Origin of the sequence: Streptococcus marimammalium DSM 18627, assembly GCF_000380045.1 — a bacterium.
GTDB classification, from domain to species: domain Bacteria; phylum Bacillota; class Bacilli; order Lactobacillales; family Streptococcaceae; genus Streptococcus; species Streptococcus marimammalium.
In genome coordinates, this window is record NZ_KB904351.1 from 91789 (window position 1) to 106121 (window position 14333).

Here is a 14333-nt window from a genome sequence, read left to right on the forward strand (position 1 = left end):
TAATATTTAAAGCGAGTAGGAGATGGTGTGAGTCCTATAATCCCTTATCAGTTATTTATCATCTTGTTTGTTTCTATCTGAATAGATTTTTAAGATAGAAGGTTAGCTACCTTATAAGCAAAGAGGAATACTTTTTAGTATTTGAATTAAGGTGGTACCACGAGCTTTCGTCCTTTACGATGAGGGCTTTTTTATATATAAGGAGAAAAAATGAAATTAAAAGAAACACTTAATCTTGGTAATACAGCTTTTCCAATGAGAGCAGGCTTACCTAACAAAGAACCTCAATGGCAAGAATCTTGGTTAAAAGCTAATTTATATGCTAAAAGACAAAAATTGAATGATAATAAACCAGAATTCCATCTCCATGATGGTCCACCTTATGCCAATGGAAATATTCATGTAGGACATGCATTAAATAAAATTTCTAAGGATATTATTGTTCGTTCTAAATCAATGTCAGGTTACAAAGCACCTTATGTTCCTGGATGGGATACACATGGTCTTCCAATTGAACAGGTCTTGGCTAAAAAAGGTGTTAAACGTAAAGAAATTGATTTATCTGATTACCTTGAAATGTGTCGTCAATATGCTTTAAGTCAAGTTGATAAACAGATGGAAGATTTTAAACGTTTAGGGATTTCAGCGGATTGGGAAAATCCTTATATCACATTAACTAAAGATTATGAAGCAGCACAAATTAGAGTATTTGGTGCTATGGCAGATAAAGGCTACATTTATCGTGGTGCTAAGCCTGTCTATTGGTCATGGTCATCTGAGTCAGCCTTAGCTGAGGCTGAGATTGAATATCATGATTTAGAATCGACTTCTATCTATTATGCCAACAAGGTTAAGGATGGTAGGGATATTTTAGATACTAATACCTATATTGTAGTTTGGACAACAACACCATTTACCGTAACAGCTTCACGTGGTTTAACAGTTGGCCCTGATTTTGACTATGCACTTGTCAAACCTTCTAATGATACAAGAAAATTTATTGTTGCTTATGACATGCTTAACGATTTAGCTAATCGCTTTTCTTGGGAATCGCCAGAAGTATTGAAAACTTATAAAGGAAAAGAATTAGAAAGAATTGTTACAGAACATCCATGGGATACTAATGTTGATGAGTTAATTATTTTAGGAGACCATGTTACTTTAGACTCCGGTACAGGAATTGTCCACACAGCTCCAGGATTTGGTGAAGATGACTACAATGTTGCTGTTCAGTATGGTCTAGAAGTTGCAGTGACCGTTGACGGCCGTGGTATGATGATGGATAATGCTGGTGAAGCTTTTGCTGGTCAGTTCTATGCTAAAGTAACTCCGATTGTTATTGAAAAATTGGGAACACTTTTACTAGCAACTGATACAATTACCCATTCTTACCCATTTGACTGGCGTACTAAAAAACCAATTATTTGGAGAGCGGTTCCTCAATGGTTTGCCTCTGTTTCTAAATTTCGAGAACAGATTCTTTCAGAAATTGAAAATACTACTTTTTACCCAGTTTGGGGAAAAACACGACTTTACAATATGATTCGTGATCGAGGTGACTGGGTTATCTCCAGACAACGTGCTTGGGGAGTGCCTTTACCAATTTTCTATGCTGAAGATGGAACGCCAATTATGTCTAAAGAAGTGACTGATCATGTTGCAACTCTTTTTGAACAAGAAGGTTCAGTAATCTGGTGGCAAAAAGAAGCAAAAGAATTGCTACCTGAAGGTTTTACACATCCTGGTTCTCCAAATGGGGAGTTTACTAAAGAATCTGACATCATGGATGTTTGGTTTGATTCAGGAAGTTCATGGAATGGTGTTATGAATAATCGTTTTGGTCTTTCTTATCCAGCTGATCTTTATCTAGAAGGAAGTGACCAATATCGTGGTTGGTTTAATTCATCTCTCATCACTTCAGTAGCTGTTAATAATTATGCACCATATAAGTCTGTTTTATCACAAGGTTTTGTTCTTGATGGTAAGGGTGAAAAAATGTCAAAATCTAAAGGGAATATTATTTCACCAAACGATGTGGCTAGACAATACGGTGCTGAAATTCTTCGTCTTTGGGTAACTTCTGTTGATTCTTCAAATGATGTTCGTGTTTCAATGGATATTTTAGGACAAGTTTCAGAAACTTACCGAAAAGTTAGAAATACACTTCGTTTCTTGTTAGCCAATACCAGTGATTTTAATCCAGAAGTTAATTTTGTGTCTTTTGAGAAACTACGATCAGTAGATCAATACATTACAATTAAGTTTAATCAGTTAGTAGCAACAATAAATAAAGCTTATGAAGAGTACGATTTTATGACTATTTATAAAGCAATTGTTAACTTTGTGACAGTAGATTTATCTGCATTCTATCTTGATTTTGCTAAGGATGTTGTTTATATCCAAGCCGCTGATAGTTTAGAAAGACGTCAAATGCAGACTGTTTTCTATGATATTTTAGTTAAATTAACAAAATTATTGACACCAATTTTACCACATACTGCTGAAGAAATTTGGTCGTATTTAGCCTTTGAAAAAGAAGAGTTTGTCCAATTATCAGAAATGCCTAAAGCTCTTGTTTTTGATCAAGAAGATAAGATTATAGAGCAGTGGGAACGTTTCATGACTATTCGCACTCAGGCACAAAAAGCTCTTGAGGAAGCTCGTAATCAAAAAGTGATTGGTAAATCACTGGAAGCACACTTAACGATTTATCTAAATGGTGAGACAAAAACATTTTTAGAAAGTTTGCAGAGTGATATTGCTCAGTTGTTAATTGTTTCTCAATTAACCTTAACTGAACAAAAAGCCCCTAAAGATGCTGTTGTTTTTGAAGACATTGCCTTTAGTGTTTCTCATGCTACTGGTGACGTTTGTGCTCGTTGTCGTCGATTAGATGAGACAGTTGGTACAAATATTAATCAAAATCTTAATATGGTTTGTGATTCTTGTGCAAGAATCTTAGAAGCTCATTTCCCTGAAGCAGTAAAAGAAGGATTTGAAACAAAATAAAGAAAAAACGATGTGTTTAGCCTATTTAAAAAGCTATACATCGTTTTTTAATGATAAATAAAAAGCAGTGTGATACTGCTTTAAATAGTTGTTGGAATGGATATTTCAATTAGTTTTGCTGAATGAATGGTTTTGATTTGATCTGGAATTGTAATTTTTCGATCAATTTTACGTTTCAAGAAAAATTCACGAATAGCTTCTATTTCACTATCTTTGATAGCTCTGTATTTATTAATAATCAATAATTCATAGTGTTTAGGAGCTTGTGTAAAGATAACATCGGTATTTCCTGCTGAGTATACTTCAACAAGCTTTGCATCAGTGTGCTTCAACTGATTTTTAACCAATTGAGGATGGCTACTTGTAGTATTGATTAGTCTCATCTTATTCCTCCGTTATTTCTTTTTTATTATTATAGCATGATTTTATAAATATGACTTAAATTAGTGTTCTTTTTTGTATTTTTTTTGCCATTGTTCAATCCCCCAACGATGACTACCTCGTTTTAATTTTAAAATTGCTTCAGAAATTGGAAACCATGATAGATTATTAAAATCTTCTAAAGGTTGAGAAATTTTCTCATAAGAAATAATGTCATAGATATAGGCCGGATTGTAATAATACGTTTGTCTATGCGACGAAAAGAAATACTCATCTGCTTGTCCAAAATAATCACCAATAGTAGCTTCAAAACCAAGTTCTTCAATTAGCTCTCGTTTTAAAGCACAGAAGTGGTCTTCATCACTCTCAATTTCACCACCAGGTAAAAACCATGCCCCATTTGGTGCTTGGACAAGTATTATATTTTCTTTTTCATTATCAGCAATGACTGCATAAACACCATACCTAGAAATGTAGTCAACATTTTTTTCTTTAGTACCAAAAACGGGATTTGTCATAATTAACTCCTTTTTAACATTATACTAAAATCTTTTTAGTTTGACTATTGTCACATTGTTAATAAGACTAGTTTTATTAAAAAAATTGCTTAAAAACTAATTAGTCAAAGACTAAGAAAAAATAGTTTATTTAGCTATAATTTTGTATAGATAAATGTTAGATTCAGGCTTGGTTTATATCCCTTATAGCACATAGTACTATAAAAAATTTACTATCAACAATAAAAGGGAATTAACTTTCTCAAAAAAAAGAAAAGCAATAAGTATTAAGTAAAATTTAAGATTTTCTTAAGAAGTCCACAAGAAAGTAAGTCTGTTAGATAATGGTTAAGAAAATAAAAAGGATTTAGAGGAAATGGTCAAAAATCTGATAAGCTGAATTTAATAAAAATTTAAAGAGGAGTTGTAACTGGAATAAATAGACACCTTAGTTAAATCTTTCATTATAAAAAATGACTTTTCTTGTTAAGTAGCAATAAAATGACAATTTACTGAGATAGCAACTCTAGTTAATATGATAAAAGTTAATTCTTATACTATAGTGATTATTCGTATTTATAGGCACACAGAGATTTTACATAAATAGTTATATTCGCCATTAAACATCAACTTATTTGCTTTATATTAGATACTTGAAAGTGTAGTATTATATCCGATGAAACGATTTTTGGATAGTTTAAGATAATGTGTTATAACTTTCAAACTGTTTAATATTTATGAAAAAATTCTAGTAGATATTAATGTCTAAATAAGCAATATTTTAAGAAAAAAAACGGTCTTTTTGCTCTTGAAATGAGGAGAAAGACCGTTGTTTATTTTTTAATTACTTGATAAAAAACAGTAAGCTAAATGGAATCTAGTTTTTCTTAAGCATTGTCACTGCCATCATTTTTTTTAGCTGATTTAATGACAATATTTCCATTACTTGTCATAACAGCTTTAAGTTCTTTTTCAGAAGGATTGTCAAGGTAAAAATCAGTAATCCCATCTTCAATATATTCTTGGATAGTTCGGCGAAGCGGACGTGCGCCCATTTTTGGATCATAGCCAAGATCAACTAGTTTTTCTTTAACCTTATCAGTAACACTTAGTTTGATGTCGTTATTAAGAAGGCGTTCACTAACATCGTTTAACATTAAATCAACAATTAGTAACAGATTTTCTTTGCTTAATGGCTGGAATTCAATAATCCCATCAAATCTATTCATAAATTCAGGACTAAAGAAATTAGAAAGTTGTCCGAGAATAGAATTTTTACGACCTTCTCTAGTTGCACCAAAACCAACACTTGCTTCAGTTTTACCGCTACCAGCATTTGATGTCATAATGATAATAGCATCCTTAAAGCTAACTGTTCTACCTTGACCATCGGTTAATCTACCATCATCAAGTACTTGAAGGAACATGTGTAAGACATCTGGATGTGCTTTTTCAATTTCATCTAAAAGAATGACTGAGTATGGTTTGCGACGGACTTTTTCAGTTAATTGACCAGCCTCATCATAACCAACATAACCTGGAGGAGCACCAACTAATTTTGAAACAGCATGTTTTTCCATGTATTCACTCATGTCAAAACGAATCATGCTGTCAGCCGAACCAAAAAGTTCAATGGCAAGTTGTTTGGATAGCTCTGTTTTACCAACCCCAGTTGGTCCAACAAAAAGAAAGCTTCCAATAGGACGATTTGGCGATCCTAGTCCAACACGGTTACGGCGAATAGCTTTGGCAATTTTATCGACAGCCTCATCTTGACCGATAACATGAGCTTTTAAGTCTTCAGCTAAGTTCACTAACTGAGTTTGTTCTTTTTCTTTTAAATCTCCCACAGGAATATTTGTTTTTTGCTCAATAATGCTTTCAATATTTTTTTCAGTGATAATAGGTGTATTTTGTTCATCCACACGATTTTTTTGCATTTCTTTATATTTAGCAATTTGATCTCTAAAATAAGCAGCGCGTTCATAATCTTCATCACGAGTGGCTTGATTTTTAAGATTTTCTGCTTCAGTTAGGCGCTTATCGATTTCTTGTGGGTTGACAAAATTTAGAGTTAAATTCATTTTTGAACCTGTTTCATCTAATAAGTCAATGGCTTTATCAGGTAGGAAACGATCTTGAATGTAGCGATTTGATAATACTGCAGCCGCACGAATCGCTTCTTCAGTATATTTAACATGATGGTAATCTTCGTACTTACTTTGGATACCTTTTAAAATGGTAATTGTTTCTTCAACACTTGGTTCATCAACTTTGACAGGCTGCATACGACGCTCAAGAGCAGCATCTTTTTCAATTATACGGTATTCTTTTAGTGTGGTCGCACCTACAAGTTGCAGTTCACCACGTGCTAGAGCTGGTTTTAAGATGTTACCAGCATCCATATTACCTTCTCCAGCAGAACCTGCACCAACAATTTCATGGATTTCATCGATAAAGAGAATAATCTCATTACGATTTCTAATCTCTTCCATTAATTTTTGCATACGTTCTTCAAATTGACCTCGAATACCTGTACCTTGAACAAGACTAACAACATCTAAACGAATGACTTGTTTACCTTGTAATTTTTGTGGGACATCACCATCAACAATTTTTTGAGCTAACCCTTCAACAACAGCTGTTTTTCCAACTCCTGCTTCACCAATTAAGACAGGATTATTTTTTGTTCTTCGATTAAGAATCTCAATTACTCGTGTAATCTCTTCATCACGACCTATAACAGGGTCAATGTTACCTTTTCTAGCAATTTCTGTTAAGTTAATTCCGAATTCGTCCAAAACGCCTTGTGCTTTAGGTGGTGTTGGTGGTGTATTACGGTAACGGTTATTACCATTATTGTTAATGCCATTTCCACCTGCCTGTGTTTTTGGTGAGTTTGGCAAATCGTTATTAAAGGCATGAAAATTATTCAAATCACCAAAAAAATCATCAAAGAGTGGATTTATTGATGATGAATGAGTAAGATTTCGTAATAATTGATTGTGAGGATCTGTTTTCATAATTTGATAACAATTTTGACATAAATCAATTTGTTTTTTCTTCCCGTTAACATTAGTAAAAAGGTGTATTGTGGCTTCATTTAAGTTACAATTTTGACAAAGCATGGCAGTTACCTCTTTCGTTATGAAATAATAGTTGACCTTTAAAACATTTGGTCAGTTTTGGTCAAACTATTTATAAATTTATTATATCACCATCAGTAAAGAAATCAAGTAAAAAACTTTGAATATTATATTCATTTGATTATTTAACTTTAACTAAAAGTAATCAAATAAGATTGAGAGCCAACAAAAAAATAATTTTATTGTTTGTTTGCCTTTTTTTATGATAAAATAGTAGAGATTAAAAGTGAATAGGAGAGAAATATGGAATCACATTTAGTGAGAATTATTAATCGTCTTGAATTAATGGCAACTGATGGTGGAAATTTTAAGCGAAATTTTGAACGAGATGGTGTTGTTGTAGCTGAAGTAGCATATAATAATGATCTTGATCAAGGAGCTACTTTTACCCTTCGTGATGTTGCAGCTCGTGAAACATATACTTTTGACAGTATTGATTTAATAGCAATTGAGATTTTTGACTTGCTTTATTAATGATGCTTTAGAAAAGGCAAGAGTGCTTAGTGCTTTTGTCTTTTAAAATTGATAAGTATCAAACTAATTAGAAGACAGGAGAACATAATGGTAACCAAAATTGATGGCAAAAGGCTTGCTACAAAAATGCAAACAAATCTTGCTAAAAAAGTGAAAGACTTAAAACAAACATATGATATTGTGCCAGGTCTTGTTGTTATTCTTGTTGGGGAAGATCCAGCTAGTCAAGTTTATGTTAGAAATAAAGAGCGCTCAGCTCTTGCTGCTGGTTTCAAGAGTGAAGTGGTTCGTCTACCTGAAACGATTAGTCAAGAAGATTTGTTAACATTGGTTAAATCTTATAATAATGATCAAACATTTCATGGTATCCTAGTACAATTGCCATTGCCTCGTCATATTGATGAAGAAGCTATTTTGATGGCTATTTCTCCAGAAAAAGATGTTGATGGCTTTCATCCTGTTAATATGGGATTATTATGGAGCGGTCATGCTATCATGAAACCTTGTACACCAGCAGGCATTATGGAAATGTTTAAGGAATATAATATTTCTCTTTTAGGTAAAAATGCTCTTGTGATTGGTCGTAGTAATATTGTTGGAAAACCAATGGCCCAACTTTTATTGGATGAAAATGCTACAGTAACAATAGCACATTCTCGCACAAAAAACTTACAAGAATTAGCCAAAACAGCTGATATTTTGGTGGTTGCTATTGGAAGAGGCCATATGATTACAAAAGATTTTGTCAAACCAGGAGCCGTTGTTATTGATGTGGGTATGAATCGGGATGACAATGGTAAGTTAATCGGAGATGTCAAATTTGATGAAGTGGCTGACATTGCTAGCTATATTACACCTGTACCAGGAGGTGTTGGACCAATGACAATTACCATGCTTCTTGAACAAACCTATGAATCAGCACTTAGAAAAATTAATTAACGAATAAATATCTTTATATGATTATTATGAATCAGATAAAAAGTGTCTATTAGACACTTTTTTGATATAATGAGAATAATAAAAACAATTGAGGAGAGAGCATGTCAGAGTATTTATCGGTATCTCATTTGACAAAGTATTTAAAATTAAAATTTGACCGCGATCCTTATTTGGAAAGAGTATATTTGACTGGAGAAGTTTCAAATTATAGAAAGCGTCCAGCTCATCAATATTTTTCATTAAAAGATGATAAAGCTGTAATTCAGGCAACGATGTGGTCTGGTATCTTTAAATCTCTTAAATTTGAGATTGAAGAAGGAATGAAACTAAATGTTATTGGTCGAATTCAATTATATGAACCTAATGGTTCTTACTCTATCTTAATTGAAAAAGCTGAGCCAGATGGTATTGGTGTACTAGCCGTTCAGTTTGAACAACTCAAGAAAAAACTAACTAAAGCAGGTTATTTTGATCAAAAACATAAACAACAACTTCCTCAATTTGTTAAGAAGATAGGCATTGTTACTAGCCAAAGTGGGGCAGTTATTAGAGACATCATTACAACTGTTCAAAGACGTTTCCCAGGTGTTGAAATATTGTTGTTTCCAACTAAAGTTCAAGGTCCTGGTAGTGCTGAGGAAATCGTAGCTAATATCAAAAAAGCCAATTTAAGAGATGATTTAGACATTTTAATTGTTGGCCGTGGTGGTGGCTCAATTGAGGATTTGTGGAGTTTTAATGAAGAAATTGTTGTAGAAGCGATTTTTTTGTCACGATTGCCAATTATTTCAAGTGTCGGTCATGAAACTGATACAACCTTAGCTGACTTCGCAGCCGATAGGCGTGCGGCTACCCCAACAGCTGCAGCTGAACTTGCTACACCTGTTACAAAGGCGGATGTTTATCAATACTTAAATGAGAGACAGACACGACTATATAGCATCATGATGCAACAGTTGAAGATAAAAAAAGATCATCTTAATCAATTAGCAGGATCAGTTATTTTTAGACAGCCTGAAAGACTTTATGATAGTTATCTGCAAAAACTCGATAAATTGACCAATCAAATGGCTAATCTTTTTAAGGAATCTTATCGTCAAAAAGAGCATCATACACTTTTGTTGGTTAATGGATTAGTGGCAATTAATTTATTAAAAAGAATTAAAACTTATCAGGATCATATTGAACAGACCAATCGTTTATTAACTCATCAGATAAACACGCTTTATGAAAAGTCTTTAAAACGGGTTGAAAAATCTCAAGAAGCATTATTATCTCTTGATACGTCAAGGATTGTTGCAAGAGGATATGCTATTGTGCATAAGGAAAATCAAGTGATAGGATCCGTTGAAAAAATAGTTAAAGGAGATAGCTTGAACATCAGTATGCGTGATGGTCAAATTGAAGTGGAGGTTAAAAATGTCAAAAAATAATAAAACATTTGAAGAAAATTTACAAGATTTAGAAGTTATTGTCTCAAAATTAGAAAATGGTGATGTGCCACTGGAAGAGGCCATTTCTGAATTCCAAAAAGGGATGATTTTATCAAAAGAATTACAAAAAATACTCAATGAAGCTGAAAAAACGTTAGTTAAAGTCATGCAAGCTGATGATACTGAAAAAGAAATGGATTAAAGGGGCAAGATGATTGAATTTACTAATGAAGTCATTAGGTCTTATTATGAGGATATCGTTGTTTCAACCGATTTAACTAAAGCTATTCTTTATTCTGTTGATGCAGGTGGTAAACGTCTTCGACCACTTTTATTTTTGATGCTTTTAGAAGGTTTTGGCATTTCACTACAAAATGATCACTATCGTATTGCAGCTAGTATAGAGATGGTTCATACAGGTAGTTTAATTCATGATGATTTACCGGCTATGGATAATGATGATTATCGTCGTGGCAAATTGACCAATCATAAAAAATTTGATGAAGCCACTGCTATTTTAGCAGGAGATGCTTTATTTTTAGATGCTTTTGGTTTATTAGCTTCTTCAAAGCTAGCTGATGATAAAATTGTACAACTGGTTGGTCTTTTATCTGATTCTTCAGGTAGTAGAGGTATGGTTGGAGGGCAAGCGCTTGATATTAAAGGAGAATGTCAAACCTTAAAAGAAGTTGACTTAGTTGCCATTCATAGCAATAAAACTGGAAAATTATTAGCATTTCCATTTATTGCTGCAGGAATTATTTCTGATTTAGATGAAAAAGGCATGGCCTTACTTAATAAAGCAGGGCAACTTATTGGCTTGGCTTTTCAGGTGAGAGATGATATTTTAGATGTGACTGCTACTTTTTCTGAAATTGGAAAAACTCCAAATAAAGACCTTGCCGCTAAGAAGACAACTTATCCAAGTTTATTTGGTTTAGACAAGTCAATTACTATTCTAAATCAATCTTTAGAGGAAGTACTTTTGATTTTTTCTAATTTTGAAAAGACTCATCAGTTTGATAGTCAAGCTATTAAAACCATCATAGAAAGGTTACGATTTAATGCCTAAAGAAAGAGTAGATGTACTTGCTTATCGTCAAGGTCTATTTGATACAAGAGAAAAAGCTAAACGTGGTGTGATGGCTGGTTTAGTGATTTCCGTTTTAAATGGTGAACGATTTGATAAACCAGGTGAAAAAATTGATGAGAACACCGAATTAAAATTAAAAGGTGAAAAATTGAAATATGTTAGTCGTGGAGGATTAAAATTAGAAAAGGCTTTACAAGTGTTTAATCTCTCGGTAGCTGATAAGACGACGCTAGATATTGGTGCTTCTACTGGTGGCTTTACAGATGTCATGCTTCAAAATGGTGCTAACTTGGTTTATGCTGTTGATGTTGGCACAAATCAATTGGTTTGGAAATTAAGAAAAGATGTACGTGTTAAAAGCATGGAACAGTATAATTTTCGTTATGCAAATCCCCATGATTTTACAGAAAAACAACCTGAATTTGCTTCAATTGATGTTAGTTTTATTTCCCTTGGTTTAATTTTGCCAGCTCTTTCAAAAATTCTTCCAGAAAAAGGTCAAGTTGTTGCCTTAGTCAAGCCTCAATTTGAGGCTGGTCGAGAACAAATAGGTAAAAATGGGATTGTAAAAGATAGAGCTGTTCATGAAAAAGTGATTATTTCTGTCAGTCAATTTGCTATTGAGAATAGTTTTAGTGTGAAACAGCTAGATTTTTCTCCTATTCAAGGTGGTCAAGGCAATATAGAATTTCTTCTCTTTTTAGAAAAAGCAAATTCACCTCTTAATATGGTGGAGGATGATATCAAAAAAGTTATTGAAAAAGCCCATAAAGAGTTTAACAATAATGAAAAATCTGAGTAATTAAAGATACTGTAACATATTATTCTAAAGTGCTGTATCGAAATAAAAAGATGAATACTAACCCATATTGAAAAGAAGAGCCCTTTAGATACTGTTTAACTAAGAAAAGAATTATTAGAATAAACAAGATGATTAAAGTAGTAAGGAGATAAAAATGTTATTAAACATTTCTATTCGTCATTTTGCCATTATAGAAGATATTTCGCTACATTTTGACAATGGCATGACTGTTTTAACCGGTGAAACTGGGGCTGGAAAGTCAATTATTATTGATGCTATGAATATGATGCTTGGAGCTAGAGCCAACTCTGAATCAGTTCGGAATGGTTCAAAAAAAGCTGAAATAGAAGGATTATTTGATATTAGAAAAAAAACAAGGCTTAAGCAGTTGTTGATTGACAATGGTATTGATGATAGTGATGAATTGATTATTCGTAGAGAAATCTTCAGTAATGGTAGAAGCATCAGTCGTATTAATGGACATATGGTAAATCTAACTATTCTTAAAATTATTGGACAAGAATTAGTAGACATCCACGGTCAGCATGATCAAGAAGAATTGATGAAACAATCGCATCATATTCTCATGTTAGACCAGTTTGGTTCAAAAGAATTTCAAGAGATAAAAGAAGACTATCAAAAATTTTTTGATGCTTATAAAGAATTGAGAAAGTCTGTTCTTCTTAAAAAAAAGAATGAGAGTGATAATAAAGCTAGGATTGAAATGTTAGCTTATCAAATTTCAGAAATAGAAAGTGCAGACTTAAAAAAAGACGAAGATAAGCTCTTACAAGAAGAACGAAATCGCTTAATGAATCATAAAAAAATTGCTGATGCTCTGACTGAAGCCTATCAACAATTAGATAATGATGATTTTTCGAGTTTGGACAATATCAAATCTGCTATGAATGAAATTGAAAGCATTGAAAGATACGATAGCCGATATCATGAGATTTCAAAAGATATTCAGGAATCCTATTATGTTTTAGAGGACGTTTCAAAGCGTTTGTCTGATATTATTGATGATTTGGACTATGATGCCAATCAATTACTAAGTATTGATAGTCGCCTAGATATTATCAATACCATCACACGAAAGTATGGTGGTAGTGTTAATGATGTATTGGTTTATCTTTCTAATATTACTTTGGAATATCAATTCTTAACAGCTAGTGATGAGGCAATGGATGATAGTGAAGCAAAATTAAAAACCTTAGAACATTCACTTGTTTTAACGGTGAAAAAATTGAATCAAAAACGTCATGAGCTTGCTAAAGAATTGGAAGAAAATATCAAACGAGAATTAAAAGATCTTTATATGGAAAAAGCTGATTTTAAGGTTGTTTTCTCAGAAGGTAAATTTAACCGCTTGGGTAATGAGAGTGTCGCTTTTTACATTTCAACAAATCCTGGGGAAACTTTTAAACCTCTTATTAAAATTGCATCTGGTGGAGAATTGTCACGTTTGATGTTAGCCATTAAGGCTGTTTTTTCTAAAACGCTTGAAAGAACTAGTATTGTTTTTGATGAAGTAGATACAGGTGTTTCCGGTAGGGTAGCACAAGCCATTGCTGAAAAAATTCATCTGATTTCACAACATGCTCAAGTGCTAGCCATTTCTCATTTGCCACAAGTTATTGCTAAAGCTGATCATCAATTTTTCATTGAAAAAATAAGTAATGCCACCTCAACAGTATCAACAGTAAGATTATTAAGTAATGAAGAACGAATTGAAGAAATTGCCAAAATGTTAGCTGGTAATGACGTGACTGCTACAGCACGTGCACAAGCTAAAGAATTACTAGAAAAAAACACCCTCTAAGTTTTCTTAGTGGGTGTTTTGATGGAGATGACATTAAACATAGAAATAAATTGAAATCCACATCAAATAGGCAGCAACTAGGATAAAACAATGCCAAATAACATGATTAAAAGGAAACTTTATAGCATAAATGATTGCTCCCACTGTATAAGTAACACCTCCAAAAAAGAGAAGTAAAATGCCATTTATTGGAAGATTATCCCATAGAGGTTTCGCAGCAAAAACAATTAGCCATCCCATAATAATATATAATAAAGTGGATATTTTAGAAATACTTTTTTTTGGTTTTAAGAAAATAATTTTCATTGTGATGCCACTAATAGCACAAGCCCAAACTAGACTAAGTAGTGTCCACCCAATCCATCCCTTTAGTGTTATTAAGCAATATGGTGTATAGGTGCCCGCAATTAACAAAAAGATAGCAGAGTGATCAAACACTTTAAAAAGTCTTTTGTATTTACTAAAAGATAAGATATGATAAAGTGTTGAAGAAAGAAATAACGTGATAAGTGATATACCATAAATGCTATAAGCTATTATTTCTAATTGAGATTGGTGAGTTGATGCTTTATCTAGTAATAATTTTAATCCAATAATTGCTAGAATAACACCAATTGAGTGAGTAATGGCATTTAAGACTTCATTGATAATGTTATAATGTTTAGATGTCATAAAATCCCCCAACTTAATATTTATTTGTTATAATAATAACATAAACAATAAAAAAATATAAAAAA

General features: G+C 32.7%; 12 protein-coding genes. 8 read left to right on the top strand and 4 right to left on the bottom strand.

The annotated features are described in order from the left end of the window. The first annotated feature begins 210 nt into the window (after nt 1-210). Nucleotides 211-3009 (top strand): isoleucine--tRNA ligase, encoded by a 2799-nt coding sequence (gene ileS / locus A3I1_RS0103845; protein ID WP_018369994.1) that lies wholly within the window; start codon nt 211-213, stop codon nt 3007-3009. Nucleotides 3010-3089: 80 nt separating this feature from the next. On the opposite strand, the gene A3I1_RS0103850 is transcribed toward ileS, so the two are convergent. The 3 genes from A3I1_RS0103850 to A3I1_RS0103860 form a co-directional block, all read right to left on the bottom strand. Next, nucleotides 3090-3392 carry a DUF1827 family protein gene (locus tag A3I1_RS0103850; RefSeq protein WP_018369995.1) on the bottom strand — a complete coding sequence of 101 codons (303 nt, stop codon included), beginning with the start codon at nt 3390-3392 and terminating at the stop codon, nt 3090-3092. 60 nt (nt 3393-3452) lie between these two features. Then, the gene (locus A3I1_RS0103855) at nt 3453-3908 is read right to left on the bottom strand and encodes an NUDIX hydrolase (RefSeq protein ID WP_018369996.1); all 456 of its coding nucleotides are present in this window, start codon (nt 3906-3908) and stop codon (nt 3453-3455) included. A gap of 866 nt (nt 3909-4774) precedes the next feature. Further along, nucleotides 4775-7015 carry an ATP-dependent Clp protease ATP-binding subunit gene (locus tag A3I1_RS0103860; RefSeq protein ID WP_018369997.1) on the bottom strand — a complete coding sequence of 747 codons (2241 nt, stop codon included), beginning with the start codon at nt 7013-7015 and terminating at the stop codon, nt 4775-4777. Nucleotides 7016-7276: 261 nt separating this feature from the next. Between A3I1_RS0103860 and A3I1_RS0103865 the strand changes: the two genes are divergently transcribed. The 7 genes from A3I1_RS0103865 to recN all read left to right on the top strand — a co-directional run bounded on the left by A3I1_RS0103865 (nt 7277) and on the right by recN (nt 13596). Beyond that, nucleotides 7277-7507: a DUF1797 family protein gene (locus A3I1_RS0103865; protein ID WP_018369998.1), complete on the top strand. Its 231-nt coding sequence runs from the start codon at nt 7277-7279 to the stop codon at nt 7505-7507. A gap of 87 nt (nt 7508-7594) precedes the next feature. Continuing rightward, nucleotides 7595-8446: a bifunctional methylenetetrahydrofolate dehydrogenase/methenyltetrahydrofolate cyclohydrolase gene (locus tag A3I1_RS0103870; protein WP_018369999.1), complete on the top strand. Its 852-nt coding sequence runs from the start codon at nt 7595-7597 to the stop codon at nt 8444-8446. A gap of 101 nt (nt 8447-8547) precedes the next feature. Beyond that, the gene (gene xseA / locus A3I1_RS0103875; protein ID WP_018370000.1) at nt 8548-9879 is read left to right on the top strand and encodes an exodeoxyribonuclease VII large subunit; all 1332 of its coding nucleotides are present in this window, start codon (nt 8548-8550) and stop codon (nt 9877-9879) included. Further along, complete coding sequence (locus tag A3I1_RS0103880; protein ID WP_018370001.1) at nt 9866-10081, top strand: exodeoxyribonuclease VII small subunit; 216 nt, start codon at nt 9866-9868, stop codon at nt 10079-10081. Before xseA ends, A3I1_RS0103880 begins: the two co-directional genes overlap by 14 nt. A gap of 9 nt (nt 10082-10090) precedes the next feature. Beyond that, nucleotides 10091-10951 carry a polyprenyl synthetase family protein gene (locus tag A3I1_RS0103885; protein WP_018370002.1) on the top strand — a complete coding sequence of 287 codons (861 nt, stop codon included), beginning with the start codon at nt 10091-10093 and terminating at the stop codon, nt 10949-10951. Beyond that, complete coding sequence (locus A3I1_RS0103890) at nt 10944-11774, top strand: TlyA family RNA methyltransferase (RefSeq protein WP_018370003.1); 831 nt, start codon at nt 10944-10946, stop codon at nt 11772-11774. Before A3I1_RS0103885 ends, A3I1_RS0103890 begins: the two co-directional genes overlap by 8 nt. A gap of 154 nt (nt 11775-11928) precedes the next feature. Beyond that, nucleotides 11929-13596 (top strand): DNA repair protein RecN, encoded by a 1668-nt coding sequence (gene recN / locus A3I1_RS0103895; RefSeq protein WP_018370004.1) that lies wholly within the window; start codon nt 11929-11931, stop codon nt 13594-13596. A gap of 33 nt (nt 13597-13629) precedes the next feature. On the opposite strand, the gene trhA is transcribed toward recN, so the two are convergent. Then, nucleotides 13630-14268 (bottom strand): PAQR family membrane homeostasis protein TrhA, encoded by a 639-nt coding sequence (gene trhA, locus A3I1_RS0103900; RefSeq protein ID WP_018370005.1) that lies wholly within the window; start codon nt 14266-14268, stop codon nt 13630-13632. Nucleotides 14269-14333 lie beyond the last annotated feature (65 nt).